The following is a 21,642-nucleotide window of genomic DNA, read 5'->3' on the forward strand; positions in this document are numbered from 1 at the left end:
TGGTTCCGTCCGCCCGACAGTGGTGACACACGCCGGCACCGCGGACCGTTGCCCGGGTGCCCTGTCGGGGGTACGACACCGGAACGCGGCCGCGGGCGCTGTGGTTGACTGGCACCTCGGGGTTCTGCGAGGGAGGCCAGAGATGCAGGTGCCGGCCGTGCTCGGCGAGCCGATCCGGTTCGTGCTGAACTGGGGCCGCCGCTACTCGCTCTGGGTCTTCAACTTCGGCCTGGCCTGCTGCGCCATCGAGTTCATCGCGACCAGCATGGGCCGGCACGACTTCATGCGGCTCGGCGTGATCCCGTTCGCCCACGGGCCCCGGCAGGCCGACCTGATGGTGGTCAGCGGCACCGTCACCGACAAGATGGCCCCGGCGGTCAAGCGGCTCTACGACCAGATGCCCGAGCCGAAGTACGTGATCTCGTTCGGCGCCTGCTCCAACTGTGGCGGCCCGTACTGGGACTCCTACTCGGTGACCAAGGGCGTCGACCAGCTCATCCCGGTCGACGTGTACGTGCCCGGCTGCCCGCCCCGCCCGGAGGCGCTGCTGCACGGCATCCTCCGCCTCCAGGAGAAGATCGCCGCCGAGCAGTCCGGCGTCGGCGGCGTGCCGCGCCCGGATGCGCTCACCTCCCCGGCGGACGCCGTCGCGCGGCCGGTCGAGTCGCTCACCGCGCCCCCGGTGCGTCCGCCGGCCGGCTGACCCGTCGGGTGGCGACGCGGGTCTAGCCTGCGGCTCATGACCGACCTCGCGGAGGAGCGCTCCGCATTCATCATCGACGTGCTGACCGAGGAGTTCGGCGCGTCCATGGCGATCGACCCGGCGGCGTTCCGCCGCAAGTTCCGCAAGATGGCGGCGTCACCGTTCGCCTTCTACCGGGGCAGCGCCGCGCTGTTCTACGCCGACCAGCGCGGCGACTTCGGCAGCGACCGGTTCCTCGACGACCGGACCAGCCGGGTGTGGATCCACGGCGACCTGCACGCCGAGAACTTCGGCACCTACATGAACGCCTCCGGGCAGCTCGTGTTCAACGTCAACGACTTCGACGAGGCGTACGTCGGGCCGTTCACCTGGGACCTGAAGCGCTTCGCCGCGAGCGTGGCGCTGCTCGGCTACGCCAAGGCGCTCTCCGACCGGGTGATCGGCGAGCTGGTGACCGGCTTCGCCCGGTCGTACCTGGCCGAGCTGCGGGCCATCGCCGCGGGCGGGGACGACGCGATCGGCTCGATCACGCTGGACAACGCCGACGGCGTGCTGCGCCGGGTGCTCCAGCAGGCGCGGCTGAACACCCGGGTGGACCTGCTCGCCGCGCAGACCACGATCGACAACTACGAGCGCCGGTTCTCCCTCGGCGACGGCGTGCACGAGATCGACGACGCCACCCGGGAGAAGGTGTGCGCCGCGTTCGCCGGCTACCTGCACTCGCTGCCGGACTCGACCACCCGGATGCGCCCGGTCGCCGCGGGCATCAAGGACGTGGTGCTGCGCAAGGGCGTCGGCATCGGGTCGGCCGGGCTGCCGTCGTACAACCTGCTGCTGGAGGGGCACACCCAGGCGCTGGAGAACGACGTCGTCATCTACATGAAGCAGGCGCAGGTGCCGGCCGTGGCGCGGTACGTCGACGACGAGCGGGTCCGGTCGTACTTCCGGCACCAGGGGCACCGCACCGCCGAGTCGCAGCGCGCGTTGCAGGCGCACGCCGACCCGTGGCTGGGCTTCACCGAGCTGGACGGCGTCGGGCAGCTCGTCGCCGAGGTGTCCCCGTACGCGGCGGACCTGGACTGGGCCGACGTGAACGAGCCGGAGGAACTCGCCGGGGTGCTCGCCGACCTGGGCCGCGCGGTAGCCCGGATGCACTCGGTCGCCGACGACGAGTCCAGCCACGACCTGGTCGACTACTCCACCGAGGAGGCGATCGTCGCGGTCGTCGACGCCGGCCCGGAGGCGTTCGTCGACTACCTGGTCGACTTCGGGCACCGGTACGGGATCCGGGCGCGCGAGGACCACCAGCTCTTCGTGGACCTGTTCCGCAACGGCCGGCTGCCCGGTATCTGAGAGGGCCGGGGCGCCCGATCCGGCGCCCCGCCTCACTGCGTGAAGTCCAGCACCGCCTTGATGTCCTCGCCGGTCGACGCGTACGCCTCGCGGTAGTTCGACAGCGGCACCCGGCGGGTGATCAGCGACGTCAGCCACGACTGTTCGGCCCGGGCGAGCGCCTCGGCGGCCATCTCCCAGTGCCGCCGTCCGGCGTTCACCGAGCCGAACACCACGTTGTTCTCCAGCACCAGTTCCCGGTTGAGCGCCCCGGCGTCGAAGTCGATGGTCCGGCCGCCGCTGGACACACCGGTCAGGCAGACGATGCCGGTCGGCGCGGCCTTGCACATGGCGTCCAGCACCACGGTGGGCGCGCCGGTGCACTCGATCACCACGTCCGGCTTCACGTCCAGCTCGGGCACAGTCGCCGTGTGGTACGTCGCGCCGAGCGCCCGCACCAGCTCCGGCTTCGGCCCGGTGGTGTTGCGGTCCAGCACGTGCACCGACAGCCCGCGCTGGCTGCCCAGCAGCGCGGCCAGCAGCCCGATCGGCCCGGCGCCGGTGACCAGCACGGTCATCGGTTTCCACTCGGAACGGCGGCCGATCCGCTCGATGTGGTCCCACGCCTTCGCCACCACGCTCGTCGGCTCCAGCAGCACGCCCACCGATGCGAGGGCCGGGTCCAGGCCGACGGCGAACTTGGGCTGCAACCGCCAGCGTTCCCGGGCGAAACCGGGCAGTCCCTTAATGCCGTGCTCGGTGTACCGCCCGTTGCGGCACATGTCCCACTCGTCCACCGCGCAGTTCGCGCAGGGCACCGGATCGGGATGGCGGACCACGCCGGCGACCAGGTCGCCGACGTGCAACGTGCCGGTCGGATCATCCAGCACGCGGCCCAGCGACTCGTGCCCGAGCACCAGCCGCTCCTGGTCCGGCGGCGCCTCGCCGTACTCGCCGGCCACGATCTCGTGGTCGGTGCCGCAGACACCGACGGCCAGCGCCTCGACCAGGATCGCGCCCTCCTCGGGCGGTGGCTCGGGCCAGTCCTCGACGAGCCGCAGCGAATCCGGTACACCGGGGGTCACAGTCACAGCGCGCACGGACCTCATCTTTCCGCGCGCTGCCGCCGCCCGTCCGGCAAAGCGGTGATCCCGGCACGGGCGGCCCGACCCGGCCCGCAGCCGTCGGCAATAGGATCAGCGCATGACTCCGGAAGAGGTCGGCCGGCGAGTGGTCGCGCTGCTCGCGCCCGTCGAGGCCACCGCGTCCGTCTCCGGCGGTCAGGGGTACGCCCGCGCGACCGTCGACGTACCCCCGGCGAGCTGGGCGGACGCGGTGCGCGCGGCGCGCGACGACGCCGAGCTGGGCCTGGATTTCCTGGACTGGCTGTCGGCGGTGGACGAGCTGGCCGGCGGCTTCGACGTGGTGCTGCACCTCTGGTCGGTCCGGCACCGGCACGGGCTGCTGCTGCGTACCCGGGTGCCCCGGGACACGCCGGTGGTCGCGTCGGTGGTCGACCTGTTCCCCGGCGCCGCGTGGCACGAGCGCGAGACGCACGAGATGTTCGGCATCGACTTCGCCGGCCACGACGAGCTGCGGCCGCTGCTGCTGCCACCCGAGTTCGAGGGGCACCCGCTGCGCAAGGAGTTCGTCCTCGCCTCCCGGGTCGCCAAGCCGTGGCCCGGCGCGAAGGAACCGGGCGAGTCGGAGGCGGGCGGCGGCCGCCGGCCGGTCCGGCCGCCGGGCGTGCCCGCGCCGGGGGAATGGGGCACGACGCCCACGCCGGCGGGTGCGGCGGGCGCCGGTGAGGGCCCCCGAGGGGGTACGCCGGCGCGTCCGGCCCGGGAACGCCCGGCGCGGCCCGCTCCGGGCGAGCGTCCCGCGCGGTCCGCTGCTGCTCCGGCGGCCGGTGAGGCGGGTCCGCTCGGGCGGCCGCTGCCCGGGGAACGGCCGACCGGGCCGCCCCGCCAGGAGCCGGAGCCCGACGCGGCGGGGGAGAGCTGATGCCGGACTGGTTGGAGCTGGTCCTGCGGGTGGCGGGGGTGCTCGTCGCGTTCCTCACGCTGCCGCTGATCGTGGGTCAGGCCGAGCACAAGGTGATGGCGCACATGCAGGGCCGGCTGGGTCCGATGTACGCGGGCGGCTTCCACGGATGGGCGCAGCTGGTCGCCGACGGGATCAAGTTCGTGCAGAAGGAGGACGTCACCCCGCGCGACGCGGACCGGCCGGTGTTCCGACTGGCGCCCGCGGTGGCGCTGGTGCCGTACCTGCTGGTGCTGCTCGTCATCCCGCTCGGGCCGGGTGACCTGGTCGCCCAGCCGCTGGACATCGGCCTGTTCTTCGTGCTCGCCGTGGTGGGCGTCGGCGTGCTGGCGGTGCTCATGTCCGCGTGGGCGTCGGCGAACAAGTACAGCCTGCTCGGCGGGCTGCGCGGCGCGGCCCAGCTGCTCGGGTACGAGCTGCCGCTGGTGCTGGCCGCCGCCTCGGTGGCGATGGCGGCCGGCACGCTCAGCCTGCCCGGCATCGTGGAGGCGTGGCAGCCGTGGTGGCTGCTGTGGCAGGCGCCGGCCATGGTGATCTTCTTCGTGGCCGGGCTGGCGGAGATCCGCCGCCCGCCGTTCGACATGCCGGTGGCCGACTCCGAGCTGGTCTTCGGCTACATGACCGAGTACACCGGCCTGCGGTTCGCGTTCTTCCTGCTCGCCGAGTACGTGGGCATCGTGGTGATCGCGGCGCTGACCACTGTGCTGTTCCTCGGCGGCTGGCAGGGCCCGTTCGCCGACGCGCAGCTCGGCTGGCTGTGGACGCTGCTCAAGGTCTTCGCCGTCGCCTTCGTGATCATCTGGCTGCGGGTGAGCTACCCGAGGCTGCGCGAGGACCAGCTCCAGCGCCTCTGCTGGCTGGTCCTGGTCCCCCTGGCCCTGGCCCAGCTCGTCCTGACCGCCGCAGTCCGCCTGGCCCTCTAGCCCACCCGCCCTCCCCCCGGCCCTCGCCCGCCCCACCTCCCCGGCGATCTTGCAGTTCCTGCCTCGACAAAAAGGGCAAAGCGCACAGATTCCGGGCCCGAAGTGCAAGATCGCCGGGGCGGGGCGGGTCAGCGCAGGGGGGTGTGGGTCGGGTCCACCCGCTCGGACTCGGGTGGGGGCGGGGGTGGGGTGCCGTCGCCGAAGGGGCGGCCGCCCAGCTCCTCCCGTCCGTGCGGGGTGAGCCAGTTGCTCAGGTCGGGGCCGAGCGGCACGATCCCCGTCGGGTTGATGTCCCGGTGGACCTCGTAGTAGTGCCGCTTGATGTGGTCGAAGTCGATGGTGTCGCCGAAGCCGGGCGTGGTGAACAGGTCCCGCGCGTACGCCCACAGCACCGGCATCTCGCTGAGCTTCTGCCTGTTGCACTTGAAGTGCCCGTGGTAGACCGGGTCGAAGCGGACGAGCGTGGTGAACAGCCGCACGTCCGCCTCGGTGATCGTGTCGCCGACCAGGTACCGCTGCCCGGCCAGCCGCTCGCTCAGCCAGTCCAGCCGGTCGAACAGCCGGTGGTACGCCGTGTCGTACGCCTCCTGGCTGCCGGCGAAGCCGCACCGGTAGACGCCGTTGTTGACGTCTGCGAAGACGACCTCGTTGACCTCGTCGATCTCGCCGCGCAGCGGTTCCGGGTAGAGGTCCGGCGCGCCCGGCCGGTGGTACGCCGTCCACTCGGTGGTGAGATCCAGGCTCATCTGGGCGTAGTCGTTGGTCACCACCTGCCCGGTGGACACGTCGACGAGCGCCGGGACGGTGATGCCGCGCTCGTAGCCGGGGAAGCGGGCGAAGTACGCGTCGGCCAGCCGCTCGATGCCGAGCACCGGGTCCTTGCCGTCCGGGTCCAGGTCGAACGTCCAGCTCCGCTTGTCGTGGGTGGGCCCGGCCACGGCCATCGAGATGGCGTCCTCCAGCCCGAGCAGCCGCCGGACGATGATCAGCCGGTTGGCCCACGGGCAGGCCCGGCTGACCGCCAGCCGGTAGCGGCCCGGCTCCACCGGCCAGCCGTTGCTCCCGTCCGCCGTGATCCGGGTGGCGATGTAGCGCTGGTCGCGGGTGAACTCGCCACCCGGCTCCACGTACTTGCCGCCGGTCCGGTCCAGGACCTCGTCGTCGCTGCCCACACCCACCTCCGAGTTCGCTTTCCGCTCCCATCATGGTCGCTCCGGCGGCTCCCGGCAGGGCGAGTGCCCCGGAGACCGGCAGGGCGAGTGCTGCGGACAGGGGCATAGGCTGCCCGCCGTGACCGATGTGGAGGCGGCAGCCCGGCGTTTCGTCGCCGACGTGTGGAACGCGGGGCGCGAGGAGAGCGCGTACGAGCTGGTGGCACCGGACTGCCCGGGGCTCGGCGGCACCGGCCCGGCGGCGGTGCTGGCGTGGCACCGGGACCGGCGGGCGTCGTTCCCCGATCTGCGCTACAAGACCGTCGAGGTGGTGGCGGCCGGTACGCGGGTCGCGGTGCGCTGGCGGGCCGCCGGCACCCAGGCCGGCCAGTTCGGCCCGGTGCCGCCGACCGGCCGCGTGGTCAGCTACTCCGGGGCCACGTTCCTGCGCTTCGACGACGACGGCCGGATCGTGGACGTGTGGAGCGTCAACGAGCTGTTCCAGGTGCTCCAGCAGCTCGGCGTGGAGATGCTGCCCCCACTCACACCCGGCGAGGCGTGATCCGGCTGATCGGCAGGTTCACCGGGAACGGCTCGCCGGTGTCGACGAACTTCGTCCACCGGCCGGTCTCCGTGTAGACCTCGTGCACCGGATCGATCTTGTAGGTGTAGACGACGATGCCTTCGTCCTCGATCTCGATCCGCCAGTGGAACGGAATCCCGGCCTGGGCGTAGAGCGCCGGCTTGAGGACGCGGTCGATGGACCGGGTGCTGGGCGAGACGATCTCCACGGCGAGCACCACCTCGTGCGGCTCGTACCGGGACGGCTCGCGTGCCGCGGCGGTAGCGGTGGTGACCAGGACGTCCGGGATGAAGGAGCGGGTGCGGTTGATGCGCACCTCCACACCCTGGGTCACGTCGTACCCGTCGGGGCAGTCCTCGTCGAGAGCCACCATGAGCAGGGCGGCGATGCTCTGGTGGATCCGGGTGGGGGAGGGGGACATGAGCAGTACTCCATCGAGCAGTTCGCGGCGGCGACCGTCCTCCGGCAGCGCGTCCAGATCGTCTGTCGTCCACCCGCCCTCGGGGGGGTAGTCGCTCTCCAGCGCGGCGGTCATCGGTGAGCCCTTCCCGGTGCGTCCTTCTCCCCGTGCTCACGATACCGCCGCCAAGAGCCGGGTGGTGGTCGCGCGCGCCGGGGCCACAGGGCAGGATGGGCGGCATGAGCGAGCACGGTGGAGTGCCCGGCGGGGGCCTGGTGAAGGGCCTGGCGGTCACGTTGAAGACGATGACCCGCCGCTCGACCACCCAGCAGTACCCGGACGTCGAGCCGGAGCTGCCACCCCGCTCCCGCGGCGTGATCGCGCTGCTGGAGGAGAACTGCACGGTCTGCATGCTCTGCGCCCGCGAGTGCCCGGACTGGTGCATCTACATCGACTCGCACAAGGAGGAGGTGGCGGTGCCCGGCGCCGCCCGCCCCCGCCAGCGCAACGTGCTCGACAAGTTCGACATCGACTTCTCGCTCTGCATGTACTGCGGCATCTGCGTCGAGGTCTGCCCGTTCGACGCGCTCTACTGGTCGCCGGAGTTCGAGTACGCCGAGTACGACATCAAGGACCTGCTGCACGACAAGGACCACCTCGGGGAGTGGATGGCCACCGTGCCGCCGCCGCCGGCCCACGACCCGCTCGGCGACCCCTCCAAGGAGGAGACCACCGCCGCCCGGAAGGCGGCGGGTCCGTCGGCCCGTCCGGCTCCTTCCCGGGTACGCCCCGACGCCGCCACCGATCCGGGCGGAGGCGCTGCCTCATGACCGGTGCGGACGTCCTGCTGCTCGCGCTCGGGGCGGTGGCGGTGGGCTCCGGTGCGCTGGTGGTCGCCACCCGGCACCTGGTCCGGGCCGGGTTGTGGCTGGTGGTGTGCCTGGGCGCGCTGGCCGGTGACTACCTGGTGCTGACCGCCGAGCTGGTGGCCTGGGTGCAGGTGCTCATCTACGTGGGCGCGGTGGTGGTGCTGCTGTTGTTCGCGGTGATGCTGACCCGCGCGCCGATCGGCCCGTCGGACGACCTGGACCGGCCGGGCTGGGCCGCCGCGCTCGTCGGCGCGGGCAGCGGCCTCGGCCTGGCGGTGCTGCTGATCGACGCGTTCCGCTGGTCCCGGGTGGACCTGCCCGCCGCGGGCACCGCCGAACGCCTCGGCGAGCAGGTGTTCCGCTCCTGGGTGCTGCCGTTCGAGGTGCTGTCGGTGCTGCTGCTGGCCGCGCTGGTCGGCGCGATCGTGCTCTCCCGCCCCGACATCGGCCGCCGGTCCGCCGACGAGGGCGGGCGCCCGTGAGACCGGTCATCCCGTACGTCACCGCCGCGCTGCTGTTCGGCCTCGGCGTGTACGGCGTGCTGCGCCGTCGCAACGCCGTCCTGGTGCTGATGGCGGTGGAGCTGATGCTGAACGCGGTGAACCTGGTGCTGGTCACCGCCGACACCACCGTGCAGGCCGTGCTGCCGCACTCCGGTCAGGTGTTCGCGCTGTTCGTGATCGTGCTGGCCGCCGCCGAGATCGGTGTCGGGCTCGCCATCGTGCTTCAGCTCTACCGGCTGCGCGCCGGCGTCACAGTCGACGACGTGCCTCTCGACGAACCGGCACCGGCGGTCGCGGTGGCTCCGGGCGGGCTGCCGGTGCCGGAAGCGCCGGGCACGGAAGGAGCGGTCCGGTGAGCACGCCGACGCTGTGGCTCGCGGCGGTGCTGCCGGCCGCCCCGCTCGTCGCCGGGCTGCTCGGCCTGCTGCTGCCGCCCGCACCGCGCCAGGACCGGGCGTCGGCCCGGCGGTCGGCGGTCGCGCTGGGCGTGGCTGGTGCGGCCGTGTCGCTGCTGGCCGCGCTGGCGCTGCTGGTCCGGGTCGACGCCCCGGTCGAGGCGTCCACCACCTGGGTCGACCTGGGCGGGCTGCGGGTCACGCTGGGCCTGCGGCTGGACGGCGTGGCGGCGCTGGTCGCCACCGCTGTCGCCGCCGTCGCGCTGGCCGTCCAGGTCTACTCGATCGGCTACCTGCGCCGGGGTCCGCACGACGACGTGGACGTCGACCACCGCTACCCGCCGTACGCGGCCCAGCTCAGCCTCTTCACCGCCGCCATGCTCACGGTGGTGGTGTCCGGCGACCTGATCATGCTGCTGGTCGGCTGGGAGGTGATGGGCGTCTGCTCGTACCTGCTCATCGCCCACGACCGGCGGCTGCCCGAGGCGCCCGGCGCGGCGGTGAAGGCGTTCCTGGTCACCCGCGTGGGTGACGTCGGCTTCCTGCTCGGCATCGCGCTGCTGGGCGTGAACGCGGGCAGCTTCCGGATCGCCGACGTGCTGGCCCACGACTACGGCACGGGTACGCTCACCGCCGCCTGCCTGCTGCTGCTCGCCGGGGTGGCGGGCAAGAGCGCCCAGTTCCCGCTGCACACCTGGCTGCCCGACGCGATGGCCGGTCCCACGCCGGTGTCCGCGCTGATCCACGCCGCGACGATGGTCGCCGCCGGGGTGTACGCGGTGGCCCGGCTGTTCCCGCTGTTCGAGCGCGCACCGGCCGCGCTCGCCGTGCTGGGCGTGATGGCCGCGATCACCATGCTGCTCGGGGCGTTCGCCGCCACCGCCCAGGACGACATCAAGCGGGTGCTCGCCTGGTCGACGGTGTCCCAGATCGGCTACATGACCGGCGCGCTCGCGGTCGGCGCGCCCGCTGCCGCGCTGTTCCACCTGCTCACCCACGCCGCGTTCAAGGCGCTGCTGTTCCTCGCCGCCGGTGCGGTGATCCACGCCGTCGGCACCACGCTGATGTCCCGGATGGGCGGCCTGCGTGCCGCCATGCCGGTGACGTTCTGGTGCATGGTGGTCGGCCTGGGCGCGCTCGCCGGCGTACCCCCGCTCTCGGGTTTCTGGAGCAAGGACGGCGTGCTCGCCGCCGCCGAGGCGGCCGCGCTCGACGGCGCCGGGCCGACAGCGGCCTGGGTGGGCTGGCTGGTCTGGCTGGCCGGGCTGGTCGGGGTGGCGGTGACCGCCTGGTACGCGACCCGCCTGCTGCTGCGCACCTTCCTCGGCAACACCCGCACGCCGCTGCTGCGCCCGCACGACCCGCCCGCGCTGCTGCGCTGGCCGGTGCTGCTGCTCACGGTCCCGGCCGCGCTGCTGGGCCTGGCCGCGTTCGCGCCCTGGTTCGCCGACCGCCTGCGGGTGCCCGGCGACGACAGCGGCGAGGCGGTCGAGCTGGTGCACCTGGCGCCGAACCTGATCCTGCCGTTCCTGCTGCTGCTCGTCGGCGCGGGCGTCGCCTGGGCGGGCTGGCGCCGCGACCCGGCCGCCGACCCGGCCCGCTTCCTGGGTCCGCTGCGGCCGGTGTTCGCCCGGGCGTTCCGGCTCGACGACGTCCAGCACACGCTCGTCGTACGCCCGGCGGGCGCGCTCGCGCGGGTCGTGCGTACCGGTGACGAACTGGGCGTGGACGGCCTGGTCGAGGGCAGCGGCCGGGCGGCGGTCGAGGTGGGCGGCGGCCTGGCCGCGCTGCACCGGGCGGCGCTGCCGCGCGCGGCGGCCGGGGTGCTGGCCGGCGCGCTGCTGATCGGCCTCGCGGTCGCGCTGATCGGAGTGACCTCATGACGTTCGGGCAGGTCCTGCTGGTCGCCGTGGTCGCGGTCCCGGCGCTCGGCGCGCTGGCCACCGCAGCCGTGCCGGGCGACCGGGCCGGGCGGGTGGCCGGCACCGTGGCCGCCGCGCTGACGCTGCTGGTGACGCTGCCGCTGGTCGGCGGCGACCACGGCTGGTTCGGGTACGGGCCACGCCCGGCGGTGCAGCCGTGGCACCAGCTCGACCTGCCGTGGGTGCCCGGGCTCGACCTGCGCTTCCACCTCGGCGTGGACGGCATCTCCTGGCCGCTCGTGGTGCTGACCGCGCTGCTCACGCTGCTGTGCTGCGCGTACACGTTGTGGCGGGTGCCGCCCGGCGGCGGCAGCGGGCGGGCGCTCGTGGCGCTGCTGCTGGTGGTCGAGGTGGGCATCCTCGGCACGTTCCTCGCGCTCGACCTGGTGCTGTTCTTCCTGTTCTTCGAGGTCGTCCTGCTGCCGATGTACGCGGTCATCGCCGGTTGGGGCGGCGCGGACCGGCGGCGGGCGGCCCGCAAGTTCGCGCTCTACACGCTGTTCGGCTCGGTGCTGCTGCTCGTCGGCGTCTACGTGGTGGTGGCCGCCGCGGGCACCGCCGACCTGGTCGCGCTCACCGGCGGCGCCGGGCTGTCGCGGGGCACCCAGCTCGCCGCGTTCACGCTGCTGGCGCTGGCGTTCGCGGTGAAGAGCCCGCTCTGGCCGCTGCACTCGTGGCTGCCCGACGCGCATACCCAGGCGCCGACTGTCGGCAGCGTGATCCTCGCCGGGGTGCTGCTCAAGATGGGCACGTACGGGCTGATCCGGGTCGCCGTCGGGGTGGCCCCGGAGGGCGCCCGCTGGGCCGCGCCGGTGCTGGGCGTGCTCGCCGTCGCGGCGATCCTGGTCGGCGGCCTGGTCTGCCTGGCCCAGGACGACCTGAAGCGGCTCATCGCATACTCCAGCGTCGGGCACATGGGCTTCGTGCTGCTCGGGGTCGCCACGCTCACCGCCACCGGGCTCCAGGCGGCGCTGATCGGCAACATCGCCCACGGTGTCATCACCGCCCTCCTGTTCTTCCTGGCCGGGGCGGTGAAGGACCGTGCGCACACCGGCTCGCTGGCCGAGCTGTCCGGGCTGCGGGAGACCGCGCCCCGGCTGGCCGGGCTGCTCGGCTTCGCGGCTGTCGCCTCGCTGGGGCTGCCCGGCCTGGCCGGGTTCTGGGGGGAGGCGTTCGCCGTGGTGGCCGCCGTGCAGCGGGGCGGACCGCTCTGGCTGACGCTCGCCGTGCTCGCGGCGCTGGGCGGGGCGCTCACCGCCGCGTACTTCCTGCGGCTGCTGCGCCGGGTCACGCACGGGCGGCCCAGCCCGGCGGTGGCGGGGCTCGCACCCGGGCTGGCGGGGGCGGAACTGACCGCCTGGGCGCCGCTGGTGCTGCTCGCGCTCGCGGTCGGACTGGCCCCGGCGCTCGTGCTGTCGTACGCCTCCGGTCCGGTGGAGGCGCTACTGGGGGTCGTCCCATGAGCCTGGTGCAGCCTGTCGACAACGTGGCGATGCTGCCCGCGTACCTGGCCGCCGGCACGGCAGTGCTGGTGCTGCTGGTCGACCTGCTGGTGGCCCGGCCCGCCGTCACGGTGGCGGTGGCGGCGCTCGGCGCGGCCGGCACCGCGGCCGGCGCGGCACTGGTCGGGGCGGCCGGTGAGCGGCGCACGTTCTGCGTGGGCGCGGACTGCTCCTGGGTGTGGGGTGGCCGGGCCGCCCTGGTCGGTGCCGTGATCGCGCTGCTCACGCTCGGCGTGCTGGCACTGTCCGGTCCGCTGCTGCGCGCCGGGCGCACCCCGGTCGGTGAGTACTGCTTCCTGCTCGCCTGCGCGATGACCGGCGGCGTGGTGCTCGGCGCCGCGGGTGACCTGATCACGCTGATCGTGGCGCTGGAGACGCTGACGCTGCCGCTGTACGTGCTGGTCGGCCTGCGCCGGGGCAGCCTCGCCGGTGCCGAGGCGGCGGTGACGTTCTTCGTGGTGAGTGTGGTCGCGACCACTGTGACGCTGCTCGGTGCGGCGCTGCTCTACGCGGTCACCGGCACGCTGCACCTGGACCGGCTCGGCGCCACCCTGGCCGCCCGCGACGACCTGACCGGCCTGCCGCTGACCACTGTCGCGGTGGCGCTCGTGGTGGCCGGGCTGGCGTTCAAGGTCGCCGCCGTGCCGTTCCACGCCTGGGCCCCTGCCACGTACGACGGCGCGCCGCTGCCGGTGGCCGCGTACCTGTCGACCGCCTCGAAGCTCGGTGGCGTGGTGGCGCTGCTGGCGGTGGTGCAGCGGGCGCTGCCCGGCGACCTGACCGGCCCGGTGCTGGCGGCGTTGGCGGTGCTGACCATGACCGTCGGCAACCTGGTGGCGCTGCGTCAGCGGCGTACCGTGCGGTTGCTCGCCTGGTCGTCGGTGGCCCAGGCGGGGTACATCCTGGCGCCGCTGGGTGCGCTGGCGCTGACCGCGGGCCGCACCGGCGACGCGCGGGCGGGCGCGTACGCGGCAGCCGTCGCGTACGCGATCTTCTTCGTGCTGCTGGAGCTGGCGGCGTTCGCCGCGGTGGTGGCGTTGCGCCCGGCGGACGGCGACGGCGGCACGCTCGCCGACCTGCGCGGCGCGGCGCGGCGGCACCCCTGGGTGGGCGGCGCCTTCGCGCTGGCGCTGATCGGGCTGGCCGGACTGCCGCCGGGCCTGGCCGGGCTGTTCGCCAAGGTGACAGTGGTACGCGCGCTGCTGGCCGGGCACGCGGGATGGCTGGCGCTCGTGGTGGCGCTGAACGCGGTGATCGGCCTGGCCTACTACCTGCGGGTCACCGCATCGCTCTACGCGACGCCCACGGGCGCGGCGGCGGTCCGGCCCGCGCGGACGGTGGCGCTGGCGCTGGGCGCGGCCACCGTGGCGGCGGTGGTGATCGGCTTCGCACCGCAGCTCGTGCTGGACGTGGCGGCGCGCTGACCGGTTCCTGCCCGGATGGGCGACCGCTTCAGCATGCGCACAGCAACATCCAGCCAACTTTCAGCCATGAGCCGGATGGTTGACGGGTACCGGTGTGTTGAACCGGTCAGCGGGCCTCCCGCAAGGGCCCGTGCACCGAAGGAGAGATCGTGCATCACAACCGTCTCAAGACCGCAGCGCTGCTCGGCCTGTTGACCTCGCTGATCCTCGCGATCGGCTACTGGTTCGGCGGTAGCGGCGGTCTCGTCATCGCCGTCGTCGTCTCGTTGCTGATGAACGGCGTCACCTACTTCTTCTCCGACAAGCTCGCACTGCGCTCGATGAAGGCGCAACCGGTCAGCGAGGCACAGTTCCCCGAGCTGTACCAGATGGTCCGGGAGCTCTCCACGCTGGCCGGTAAGCCGATGCCCCGGCTGTACGTGAGCCCGACCTCGCAGCCCAACGCGTTCGCCACCGGTCGTAACCCGGAGAACGCGGCGGTCTGCGTCACCCAGGGCATCGTGGAGGTCCTGGACTACCGGGAGCTGCGCGGCGTGATCGGGCACGAGCTGTCCCACGTCTACAACCGGGACATCCTGATCTCCAGCGTGGCGGCCGGCCTGGCCGGCATCATCACCATGCTGGCCAACCTGGCCTGGTTCATCCCGCTGGGCTCGTCCGACGACGAGGACGGCCCGAACCCGGCCGTGCTGCTGCTCACGCTGATCCTCGGCCCGATCGCCGCCACGGTGATCCAGCTCGCGATCAGCCGGAGCCGGGAGTACCAGGCCGACCAGTCCGGCGCCGAGCTGAGCCGCGACCCGCTGGCCCTGGCCAGCGCCCTCCGCAAGATCCACATGGGTACGCAGGCACGCCCGCTGGCGCCGCAGGGCCAGCTCGCCAGCACCGCCCACCTGATGATCGACAACCCGTTCAAGCGGGGCGGCGGCATCGCCGCGATGTTCGCCACCCACCCGCCGATGGAGCAGCGGGTGGCCCGCCTGGAGCAGATGGCCCGCAACTCCGGGCCGGTGCAGTTCGAGCGCTGACCCGCCGCACTTCCCGCCGCGCCCGCGTCCCACGACGCGGGCGCTGTGGTGTGTCCGGGCACAATGCGTTTCCCGCCATCATGTCGCGCCGTTAGGGTCGAAACGTCTCCCACTCATTACCCCCTGGAGGTCGACCGTGGCCGCACTGCGCCAGTACCAGGGCGTCTGGCGGATCCCCGGCGCGCCGATGCTGCTGATCCTCGGCATCATCGGCCGGCTCGGGATCGGCATGACCCCGCTGGCGCTGCTGCTCGTCGTCGAGCAGGTCACCGGCCGGTACTCCCTGGCCGCCGTCGCCGGCGGCATCTACGCGCTCTCCGGCGCCGCGCTCAGCCCGGTCGCCGGCCGGATCGCCGACCGGGTCGGTCCCGCCCCCGTCCTGCTGGTCACCGCGCTCGCCCACCCGCTCGCCCTGATCGGGCTGCTCGTCGCCACCCGCTCCGACAGCGGCAATCTCGGACTGATCTACCTGGCGGCGGGCGTCGCCGGAGCCACGTACCCGCCGCTGACCGCCGCGATCCGGGGCGCCTGGAACGACCTCACCGCCCCCGCCACCGGCCGGGCGCACCTGCGCAACACCGCGCTCGCCGCCGAGACCACGCTGTTCGAGGTCGTGTTCGTGATCGGCCCGCTGCTGGTGGCGGGCTTCGTGCTGCTCGCCGACGCCTCCGCCGCGCTCGTCGGCGCCGCGGTGGTCACGCTGGTCGGCACCGCCACCGTCGCCCTCGGCCGGGTCATGCGCGGCTGGCGCCCGCACGCGCGCGAGCACCACGCGCGGGGCCTCGGCCCGCTGCGGCTCGGCGGCTTCCCCGCGCTGCTGCTCTGCGTGGCGAGCCTCGGCATCGCGTTCGGCGCCTCCGGCGTCATCGTCCCGGCTTTCGCCGGGAACTCCGGCGCCGACGACCCGGAGAGCCTGGCCGGCGTGCTGCTCGCCGTCTGGGGCATCGGCAGCGCCATCGGTGGTTTCTGGTTCGGCGTACGCAAGCCCGCCGCCAACATGACCCGCCAGTTCGCCTGGCTGCTCGGCACCGTCGCGGCCAGCTTCGCCGTCTTCGCGGTGATGCCCGGCCCGGCCGCGCTCGGCGTCGCGCTGGTGCTCGGCGGCGCGGCCATCGCCCCCGCGCTCACGCTGGAGAACACGCTCGTCGGGCGGATCACCCCGGCCGGCATGCTGAACGAGGCGTACACCTGGGTGGTGACCATGTCGGTCGCGGCGAGCGCCGCCGGCGGCTCGATCGCGGGCCTGATCATCGACCATGCCGGCGGTGTCTCGTGGGCGTTCGTCTTCGCCGGGGTGGCGGTCGCCGTCGGGGCCGCGGTCGCCGCGCTGCCCGGCGGCCCGATCGCCCGGGCCGAGGCGACAGCGGTACGCGCCGAGCAGACGCTCGCCGCCTGACCGCTCACCCGCCGGCGGTCACCACCCGCTCCACCCCGGGAAGCTTCTCCACGGCGGCCCGGATCGGCGCCGGGTCCTCACCCTGCGCCAGCAGCACCGACAGGACGACCCGGCCGTCGCTGTCCGGCCGGGCCGCGACCGTCCTGCCACCGCAGCGCAGCCCCGTGTCCCCGCGCGCCTGCCCGATCCGGTGGTCGACCTCCCCGATCTGCGGCGCGCCGGCACCCGGCCGGAAGACGACGTCCAGGCGTACCGGAGGGTCGGCCTGACACGCGGCGGATGCCGCGGCGGACGAGGTGGCCGCGCCGCCGGCGGCCGGCATCGGCGTCGCCGGTCCGGACAGCGTCGCCATGGTCGCGGCGCCACCGGTGACAGTCACCGCGGCCACCCCCGCCAGGACAGCGGCCCGTCGCCGGCTCCTGGCGCGCCCCCGTGCGCGCACCTCGGCCGCCGGGCTGAGCCGCAGCCCGGTCATGTCCTGCTCCAACTCCCGCAGAGCCTCACCAATGCGTGCCGACATCGACTTCCTCCTTGTCGTCGGTCAGTAGAACGGCGAGCGCGGCGCGGCCCCGGGACAGGTACGACTTGACCGTTCCCTCGGGCATGCCGGTGGTCCGGGCGATCTCCGCCACCGGCAGGTCGTGGAGGTGGTGCAGGACGACGACCAGCCGTTGCGCGTCGGGCAGCCGGCGTAACGCCGTCAGCAACGCCACCCGGTCCGGGTTGGGCCCGGGTGCCGGATCCTCCCGGCCGAGCCGGGCCCGCGCGGCGAACCAGCGCCGCAGGCCGCGCCACCGGTTGGCGGTCAGCCGCCAGGCCACCGTCCGGACCCAGCCCTCCGGATCCTCGTACGCCCCGACTGTCGACCAGCGCTGCCAGGCCCGCGCGTACGCCTCCTGCGTCACGTCCTGGGCCTCGGCCAGGTCGCCGCAGAGCGCGTAGACGTGGTGCACGACCCGCCGCGCGGTCGCCGTGTAGAAGGCGTCGAAGTCCTCGGGGCCGTCCATGCCCACCTCCCGTGTCCGCTCTCACCACTCGACACCCCGATGCGGCTCCGGCGGTTGCACACGGATCAGGGCGCTCCGGGGCGTACCCGATCCGGCGCGTCCACCCGGGCGGGCGGGCCGGGCTGGTCGTGCTGGTCGTGCGGGCCTGTCGTCCGCGGTCCGGGCTGGTCGTGCGGGTCCGCCGGCCCGGTCCGGTCTGTGTTCTGCGCTGCGGGGCCGGGGCGTGCGGCGGCCGTCGCGGCGACCAGACCCAGGGCGAGGATCGCCACCGCGCACGCCAGGAGCGTGGGGCGCGCCCCGAGCAGTGCCGTCGCCGGACCGCCGAGCATCGTGCCCAGCGGCACCGCCAGCACGGTGACCGCCCCGTTGGCCGCCAGCACGCGGGGGAGGTCCACGGTGCCGGCACGGCGCTGGAACAGCGCCGTCGCGGTCGGCTGGTAGGGCGCCCAGACCAGGCCGGCGAGCGCGAACGCGGGCAGCGACAGGACGACCGGCGCGCCCAGGCCGAGCGGGAGCAGCGCGGCGCCGAACAACGCGACGACGCCGGCGAGCGTGGTCCGCAGCGGCCGTCCGCGCAGGTGGCCGGTGAGCAGCCCGCCGAGCAGCGAGCCGACGCCGAACGCGGTGTAGTAGGCCGCGAGCGTCCCGGCGGAGGCGCGCAGGTCGTCGGTGACGTGCACCGGCATGGCCACGTAGAACGGTCCGAAGAGGAAGAAGAAGGCGAAGGACAGCGACAGCAGGCCGAGCAGCGACCGGTCCCGCGCGATGATCCGGAATCCCGACCTACGCGACGGCCCCGCCCCGGCCGGGGCGGCTCGGTCACGGACGGCCGCGGCATCTCGGTCGCGGACGACCAGGCGGTAGCTCGCGGCCAGCACGGCGAAGCTGGCGGCGTCGACGGCGATCACCCACACCGCGCCCACCCAGGCGATGAGCAGGCCGGCCAGCGGCGGGCCGACGATCGTCGCGGCCTGGCCGAACACCCCGAGCAGCGCGTTCGCAGCCAGGTGGTGCCGCTGCGGCAGCAGCTCGGCCACGAGCGTGAACCGGCCGGCCGACCCCCAGGGGTGCAGCAGCGAGGACACCGCGAGCAGGGCGACGTAGAGACCGACGTCCAGCACCCCGGCGAGGTGGGCGACCGGAATCGCGCCCAGGGCGGCGGCCCGCACCGTCGCGTCCCAGCCGGCGAGCTGGGCTCCGCTCCGCCCGCCCAGCCACCGCCCGAGCAGCACCGTGCCGGCCGCACCCGGCAGCGTGTACGCGGCCACCGCGAACGCGGTCCAGGTGCCGCGCTGCCCGTCGGGGGCGAGTTGCAGGGCCAGCCAGGTCACCGCGACGAGGGCGAGCCCGTCACCGAGAGCGGAGGTCGCGAGCCCGGGGAGCAGCCGGCGCAGTACCGGTTGACCGAACACCGGCCGATAGGGGAGGAGCATCGCGGGAGGCATGGCTTCCACCCGACCTCATGCCCGGCCCGTACCCCAAGGAAGTTGCCTGACGGCAGAAGGAACCGGAGGCGGCGGGGCCGCGCAACGCCATTCCGGCCCGCCGCCCGCCGGGCCCCTGCCAGACTGATCGTTTACCCGCCGGTGTTCCGCGCCCATCCACTCGACGCGAAAGGTGCAGGCCATGGCCACCGACGACATCCACCCCTTCCGGCTCGACACGCCGGACGACGCCATCGCCGATCTGCACCGCCGGATCGCGGCCACCCGCTGGTCCAGCCGGGAGCTGGTCGACGACCGCTCGCAGGGCGTGCAGCTGGCGACCGTCCAGGCACTGGCCGACTACTGGACGGGCGAGCACGACTGGCGCGCGTGCGAGGCGAAGCTGAACGCCCTGCCGCAGTTCACCACCACCATCGACGGCGTCGAGATCCACTTCATACACGTACGGTCGAAGCACGAGGACGCGCTGCCGCTGATCATGACGCACGGCTGGCCGGGCTCGGTGGTCGAGCTGCTCGGGAGCGTCGGTCCGCTCACCGACCCCACCGCGCACGGCGGCACCGCCGAGGACGCCTTCCACCTGGTACTGCCGTCCCTGCCCGGCTACGGCTTCTCCGGCGCGCCGACCGAACCCGGCTGGGAGAACGGCCGCATCGCCGCCGCCTGGGCCGAGCTGATGCGCCGCCTCGGCTACACCCGCTACGTCGCCCAGGGCGGCGACGTGGGCGCTGCCGTCACCGACGCGATGGCCCGCCAAGGGCCGGACGGGCTGCTCGGCGTCCACGTCAACCTGCTCGCCGGGGCGATCGACCTCAAGGACAAGCTGCCGGCGAAGACCGAGCAGGAACGCGCGGCACACGACGCGCTCCAGCTGTTCATGACGGACGGGTTCGGTTACTTCCTGGAGCAGACCACCCGGCCCCAGACGGTCGGCTACTCGCTGCTGGACTCACCCGTCGGGCTGGCCGCCTGGATGCTCGACCACGACACCGACAGCTACTACAAGATCTCCCGCGCGTTCGTCGACGGCACGCCCGTGGGCGGCCTCACCCGCGACAGCGTCGTCGACAACATCACGCTGTACTGGCTGACCGGCACCGGCGCCTCGTCCGCCCGGTGGTACTGGGAGTTCGGCCGGTTCCTGGCCGCCGCCCGGGAGGCCGGCCAGGCCCCGCCGCCGGTCAAGGTGCCGGTCGCGTTCACCGCGTTCCCCGACGAGATCTGGGCGGCGCCGCGCAGCTGGGTCGAGGCGGTCTACCCCGACGTCGCGTACTTCAACGAGGTCGACAAGGGCGGGCACTTCGCCGCGTGGGAGGAGCCGGAGCTGTTCGCGGCCGAGATGCGGGCCGCGTTCCGGCCGCTGCGGGGCCGCTGACCCGCGTCGTGGCCGGTGACCGGCCACGACACGGTCGTGCTCACCGGTAGTTCGTGAACTGGAGCGCCAGCCCGAAGTCCTCGCCCTTGAGCAGGGTGATGACGGCCTGAAGGTCGTCCTTCTTCTTACCGGTGACGCGGAGCTGGTCGCCCTGGATCTGCGCCTGCACGCCCTTCGGGCCCTCGTCGCGGATCTTCTTGCTGATCGCCTTGGCCTTGTCCGAGTCGATGCCCTGCACCACCTTGGCGTCGATCTTGAAGATCTTGCCCGACTGGCGGGGCTCGCCGGCGTCGAGGGACTTCAGCGAGATGTTCCGCTTGACCAGCTTCTCCTTGAAGACGTCCAGCGCGGCTCGGACCCGCTCCTCGGTCTCCGCCTGGAGGCTGATCGCCTCCTCGCCCGACCAGGAGATCTCCGCGCCGGTGCCGCGGAAGTCGAACCGCGTCGCGAGCTCCTTCTCCGACTGGCGGACGGCGTTGTCGACCTCCTGCCGGTCGACCTTGCTCACGATGTCGAACGACGGGTTCGCTGCCATGCTCATGCTCCTGCTGTCCGGCGGTCTGTCCTGGTCCGTCCCGCGCTGACCAGCGTGGGACCTCCTGACGGTACCCGGTTGCGGCAGTGCCGGGGGCAACCGCTATCCTTGCTTCCGCTGCCGCGTTGCGACGCGGCGGTGTGCCCTGGCGGGTTGCCCGAGCGGCCAATGGGAGCGGACTGTAAATCCGTCGCGAAAGCTACAGAGGTTCGAATCCTCTACCCGCCACCAGGTGCAAGAACGGCCCCGTGAGCTGCGGAAACGCGCTCCGGGGCCGTTCTCGTTCAGGCCGTGCGGTGTGCGCTGGCCCTGCCGAGGCGCACGGGCAAGCCCGAGGCGGGTTCCAGCTCGACGACTGGCAGATCTCCGAGCCGTACGAAGCACAGGTACGAGGGCTCCGCGGGACCGAGCGCTTGCTGGCCGTCGACTTCGTCCCTCGTGGCGAGGCGCGAGCCCGGGGACACTTCAAGCTCAGCGTGGCGGTCGACCCGGGCGCCGGCGAGGCGGACATGCTCAGGTGGCGTCCGCCGAAGGCACTTGAGGCCGCCTGGTCAGCCCCTGAGCGGTTCCGGCATGAATGAGGGAATCATCCTCTGGCGTTCATGACATCGGCAGGTATGGTGGTCAATGCCCGCGGGTCCGGTGGCGACCCGCCGGACGGATCGGCCAGGTCGAGCCGGCCGGGCAGCCCAGGGTTGGTGGTGTGGGGTTTCGCGTGACTTGATCCCCTTCGTGGGTGAAGGTGGGAATCCGCAGTGGACGAAGCGCCTGACGTCCCTTCACCCCCATGACCTGGCTGCGTGTCGTGCTCGCCCGGGCCGAACGGCGGAACCTGACAGCTACTCGGGCTGGGCGGGCCCTCTCCGCTTTTCTGCCCCTCAGGCTTGTGGCACGATCGGGAAACCTTCACCATCCCTGTGGCAATCTCCCGACAGGAGCAATCATGTCTGGTCGAACGCTGGGCCGGCTGCTTGGCTCGCTCCTCGTGCTCGCCGCCGTCGCAGGCGCCTTCGGCATCCTCCCCGGCACCGGTAGCGCGCAACTAGCCGACATCGTCTGGACGATGGGCGCCCCACGCTGAATCATCGAGTCGTCTGCAGCCGGCA

Annotated in this window: 22 protein-coding genes and 1 tRNA gene; 16 read left to right on the top strand and 7 right to left on the bottom strand. The window is 73.3% G+C overall.

Annotated elements, in window-relative coordinates; translation table 11 throughout:
* Positions 1–142 precede the first annotated feature (142 nt).
* Both V6U82_RS10830 and V6U82_RS10835 read left to right on the top strand, forming a co-directional pair.
* Positions 143–703 (top strand): NADH-quinone oxidoreductase subunit B, encoded by a 561-nt coding sequence (locus tag V6U82_RS10830; protein WP_128138852.1) that lies wholly within the window; start codon positions 143–145, stop codon positions 701–703.
* Between the two features lie 36 nt (positions 704–739).
* Complete coding sequence (locus V6U82_RS10835; RefSeq protein WP_128138851.1) at positions 740–2,056, top strand: DUF2252 domain-containing protein; 1,317 nt, start codon at positions 740–742, stop codon at positions 2,054–2,056.
* Positions 2,057–2,088: 32 nt separating this feature from the next.
* Here V6U82_RS10835 and V6U82_RS10840 read toward each other — a convergent pair whose 3' ends face one another.
* The gene (locus tag V6U82_RS10840; protein WP_334460834.1) at positions 2,089–3,135 is read right to left on the bottom strand and encodes a glucose 1-dehydrogenase; all 1,047 of its coding nucleotides are present in this window, start codon (positions 3,133–3,135) and stop codon (positions 2,089–2,091) included.
* Between the two features lie 103 nt (positions 3,136–3,238).
* Here V6U82_RS10840 and V6U82_RS10845 point away from each other — a divergent pair, with 103 nt between their 5' ends.
* A complete protein-coding gene (locus V6U82_RS10845) occupies positions 3,239–4,039 on the top strand; it encodes an NADH-quinone oxidoreductase subunit C (protein ID WP_334460835.1) in 801 nt (266 codons plus the stop codon).
* The gene (nuoH, locus tag V6U82_RS10850) at positions 4,039–5,001 is read left to right on the top strand and encodes an NADH-quinone oxidoreductase subunit NuoH (protein ID WP_013288672.1); all 963 of its coding nucleotides are present in this window, start codon (positions 4,039–4,041) and stop codon (positions 4,999–5,001) included. The genes V6U82_RS10845 and nuoH overlap by 1 nt, the downstream gene beginning before the upstream one ends.
* A gap of 128 nt (positions 5,002–5,129) precedes the next feature.
* Here the strand turns inward: nuoH and V6U82_RS10855 are convergent, their stop codons facing one another.
* The gene (locus tag V6U82_RS10855) at positions 5,130–6,173 is read right to left on the bottom strand and encodes a glutathione S-transferase family protein (RefSeq protein WP_334460836.1); all 1,044 of its coding nucleotides are present in this window, start codon (positions 6,171–6,173) and stop codon (positions 5,130–5,132) included.
* Between the two features lie 118 nt (positions 6,174–6,291).
* Here V6U82_RS10855 and V6U82_RS10860 point away from each other — a divergent pair, with 118 nt between their 5' ends.
* Positions 6,292–6,714, top strand: a complete 423-nt coding sequence (locus V6U82_RS10860) for an ester cyclase (RefSeq protein WP_128138770.1) — start codon at positions 6,292–6,294, stop codon at positions 6,712–6,714.
* On the opposite strand, the gene V6U82_RS10865 is transcribed toward V6U82_RS10860, so the two are convergent.
* Positions 6,695–7,270 carry a Uma2 family endonuclease gene (locus V6U82_RS10865; RefSeq protein WP_128138769.1) on the bottom strand — a complete coding sequence of 192 codons (576 nt, stop codon included), beginning with the start codon at positions 7,268–7,270 and terminating at the stop codon, positions 6,695–6,697. The two genes, V6U82_RS10860 and V6U82_RS10865, sit on opposite strands and share 20 nt — an antisense overlap.
* A 104-nt stretch (positions 7,271–7,374) precedes the next feature.
* Between V6U82_RS10865 and V6U82_RS10870 the strand changes: the two genes are divergently transcribed.
* The 8 genes from V6U82_RS10870 to V6U82_RS10905 all read left to right on the top strand — a co-directional run bounded on the left by V6U82_RS10870 (position 7,375) and on the right by V6U82_RS10905 (position 16,174).
* On the top strand, positions 7,375–7,965 hold the full coding sequence (locus V6U82_RS10870) for a NuoI/complex I 23 kDa subunit family protein (RefSeq protein WP_128138768.1): 591 nt from the start codon (positions 7,375–7,377) through the stop codon (positions 7,963–7,965).
* Complete coding sequence (locus V6U82_RS10875; RefSeq protein WP_128138767.1) at positions 7,962–8,486, top strand: NADH-quinone oxidoreductase subunit J family protein; 525 nt, start codon at positions 7,962–7,964, stop codon at positions 8,484–8,486. The genes V6U82_RS10870 and V6U82_RS10875 overlap by 4 nt, the downstream gene beginning before the upstream one ends.
* Positions 8,483–8,863, top strand: coding sequence for an NADH-quinone oxidoreductase subunit NuoK (gene nuoK / locus V6U82_RS10880; RefSeq protein ID WP_334460837.1), 381 nt, complete (start codon positions 8,483–8,485; stop codon positions 8,861–8,863). Before V6U82_RS10875 ends, nuoK begins: the two co-directional genes overlap by 4 nt.
* Positions 8,860–10,785 (top strand): NADH-quinone oxidoreductase subunit 5 family protein, encoded by a 1,926-nt coding sequence (locus tag V6U82_RS10885; RefSeq protein ID WP_334460838.1) that lies wholly within the window; start codon positions 8,860–8,862, stop codon positions 10,783–10,785. Before nuoK ends, V6U82_RS10885 begins: the two co-directional genes overlap by 4 nt.
* Positions 10,782–12,287 carry a complex I subunit 4 family protein gene (locus V6U82_RS10890; protein ID WP_334460839.1) on the top strand — a complete coding sequence of 502 codons (1,506 nt, stop codon included), beginning with the start codon at positions 10,782–10,784 and terminating at the stop codon, positions 12,285–12,287. Before V6U82_RS10885 ends, V6U82_RS10890 begins: the two co-directional genes overlap by 4 nt.
* Entirely contained in the window at positions 12,284–13,750 is a 1,467-nt protein-coding gene (locus V6U82_RS10895; protein WP_334460840.1) for an NADH-quinone oxidoreductase subunit N, read from the top strand. The genes V6U82_RS10890 and V6U82_RS10895 overlap by 4 nt, the downstream gene beginning before the upstream one ends.
* Positions 13,751–13,899: 149 nt before the next feature.
* Positions 13,900–14,778, top strand: coding sequence for a zinc metalloprotease HtpX (htpX, locus tag V6U82_RS10900; RefSeq protein ID WP_128138668.1), 879 nt, complete (start codon positions 13,900–13,902; stop codon positions 14,776–14,778).
* 136 nt (positions 14,779–14,914) lie between these two features.
* Positions 14,915–16,174 carry an MFS transporter gene (locus V6U82_RS10905; RefSeq protein ID WP_334460841.1) on the top strand — a complete coding sequence of 420 codons (1,260 nt, stop codon included), beginning with the start codon at positions 14,915–14,917 and terminating at the stop codon, positions 16,172–16,174.
* Between the two features lie 4 nt (positions 16,175–16,178).
* Here the strand turns inward: V6U82_RS10905 and V6U82_RS10910 are convergent, their stop codons facing one another.
* From V6U82_RS10910 to V6U82_RS10920, 3 genes are all read right to left on the bottom strand, one after another.
* A complete protein-coding gene (locus V6U82_RS10910; protein WP_334460842.1) occupies positions 16,179–16,694 on the bottom strand; it encodes a hypothetical protein in 516 nt (171 codons plus the stop codon).
* Positions 16,675–17,181 (bottom strand): SigE family RNA polymerase sigma factor, encoded by a 507-nt coding sequence (locus tag V6U82_RS10915; protein ID WP_334460843.1) that lies wholly within the window; start codon positions 17,179–17,181, stop codon positions 16,675–16,677. The genes V6U82_RS10910 and V6U82_RS10915 overlap by 20 nt, the downstream gene beginning before the upstream one ends.
* A gap of 65 nt (positions 17,182–17,246) precedes the next feature.
* On the bottom strand, positions 17,247–18,626 hold the full coding sequence (locus V6U82_RS10920; RefSeq protein ID WP_334460844.1) for an MFS transporter: 1,380 nt from the start codon (positions 18,624–18,626) through the stop codon (positions 17,247–17,249).
* 181 nt (positions 18,627–18,807) lie between these two features.
* On the opposite strand from V6U82_RS10920, the gene V6U82_RS10925 reads away from it, so the two are divergent.
* Entirely contained in the window at positions 18,808–20,001 is a 1,194-nt protein-coding gene (locus V6U82_RS10925) for an epoxide hydrolase family protein (protein WP_334460845.1), read from the top strand.
* Between the two features lie 40 nt (positions 20,002–20,041).
* Here the strand turns inward: V6U82_RS10925 and V6U82_RS10930 are convergent, their stop codons facing one another.
* Positions 20,042–20,536: a YajQ family cyclic di-GMP-binding protein gene (locus V6U82_RS10930; protein WP_128137601.1), complete on the bottom strand. Its 495-nt coding sequence runs from the start codon at positions 20,534–20,536 to the stop codon at positions 20,042–20,044.
* A 147-nt stretch (positions 20,537–20,683) separates the two neighbouring features.
* Here V6U82_RS10930 and V6U82_RS10935 point away from each other — a divergent pair.
* Together V6U82_RS10935 and V6U82_RS10940 are read left to right on the top strand one after the other, a co-directional pair.
* Positions 20,684–20,767 (top strand) — tRNA-Tyr (locus V6U82_RS10935).
* A 712-nt stretch (positions 20,768–21,479) separates the two neighbouring features.
* Entirely contained in the window at positions 21,480–21,617 is a 138-nt protein-coding gene (locus V6U82_RS10940) for a hypothetical protein (RefSeq protein ID WP_181726588.1), read from the top strand.
* Positions 21,618–21,642 lie beyond the last annotated feature (25 nt).

Source organism: Micromonospora sp. CPCC 205554 (assembly GCF_036902745.1).
In the GTDB taxonomy this organism is placed as follows: Bacteria; Actinomycetota; Actinomycetes; order Mycobacteriales; family Micromonosporaceae; genus Micromonospora; species Micromonospora tulbaghiae.

Excerpts from the sequence above, each read along its gene's own strand:
- V6U82_RS10830 (WP_128138852.1), top strand. The coding sequence starts at position 143 with ATGCAGGTGCCGGCCGTGCTCGGCGAGCCGATCCGGTTCGTGCTGAAC.
- V6U82_RS10895 (WP_334460840.1), top strand. The coding sequence starts at position 12,284 with ATGAGCCTGGTGCAGCCTGTCGACAACGTGGCGATGCTGCCCGCGTAC.
- V6U82_RS10835 (WP_128138851.1), top strand. The coding sequence starts at position 740 with ATGACCGACCTCGCGGAGGAGCGCTCCGCATTCATCATCGACGTGCTG.
- V6U82_RS10925 (WP_334460845.1), top strand. The coding sequence starts at position 18,808 with ATGGCCACCGACGACATCCACCCCTTCCGGCTCGACACGCCGGACGAC.
- V6U82_RS10845 (WP_334460835.1), top strand. The coding sequence starts at position 3,239 with ATGACTCCGGAAGAGGTCGGCCGGCGAGTGGTCGCGCTGCTCGCGCCC.
- V6U82_RS10940 (WP_181726588.1), top strand. The coding sequence starts at position 21,480 with ATGTCTGGTCGAACGCTGGGCCGGCTGCTTGGCTCGCTCCTCGTGCTC.
- V6U82_RS10875 (WP_128138767.1), top strand. The coding sequence starts at position 7,962 with ATGACCGGTGCGGACGTCCTGCTGCTCGCGCTCGGGGCGGTGGCGGTG.
- V6U82_RS10930 (WP_128137601.1), bottom strand. The coding sequence starts at position 20,536 with ATGGCAGCGAACCCGTCGTTCGACATCGTGAGCAAGGTCGACCGGCAG.
- V6U82_RS10870 (WP_128138768.1), top strand. The coding sequence starts at position 7,375 with ATGAGCGAGCACGGTGGAGTGCCCGGCGGGGGCCTGGTGAAGGGCCTG.
- nuoH (WP_013288672.1), top strand. The coding sequence starts at position 4,039 with ATGCCGGACTGGTTGGAGCTGGTCCTGCGGGTGGCGGGGGTGCTCGTC.
- V6U82_RS10910 (WP_334460842.1), bottom strand. The coding sequence starts at position 16,694 with ATGTCGGCACGCATTGGTGAGGCTCTGCGGGAGTTGGAGCAGGACATG.
- V6U82_RS10915 (WP_334460843.1), bottom strand. The coding sequence starts at position 17,181 with ATGGACGGCCCCGAGGACTTCGACGCCTTCTACACGGCGACCGCGCGG.
- V6U82_RS10920 (WP_334460844.1), bottom strand. The coding sequence starts at position 18,626 with ATGCCTCCCGCGATGCTCCTCCCCTATCGGCCGGTGTTCGGTCAACCG.
- V6U82_RS10890 (WP_334460839.1), top strand. The coding sequence starts at position 10,782 with ATGACGTTCGGGCAGGTCCTGCTGGTCGCCGTGGTCGCGGTCCCGGCG.
- V6U82_RS10865 (WP_128138769.1), bottom strand. The coding sequence starts at position 7,270 with ATGACCGCCGCGCTGGAGAGCGACTACCCCCCCGAGGGCGGGTGGACG.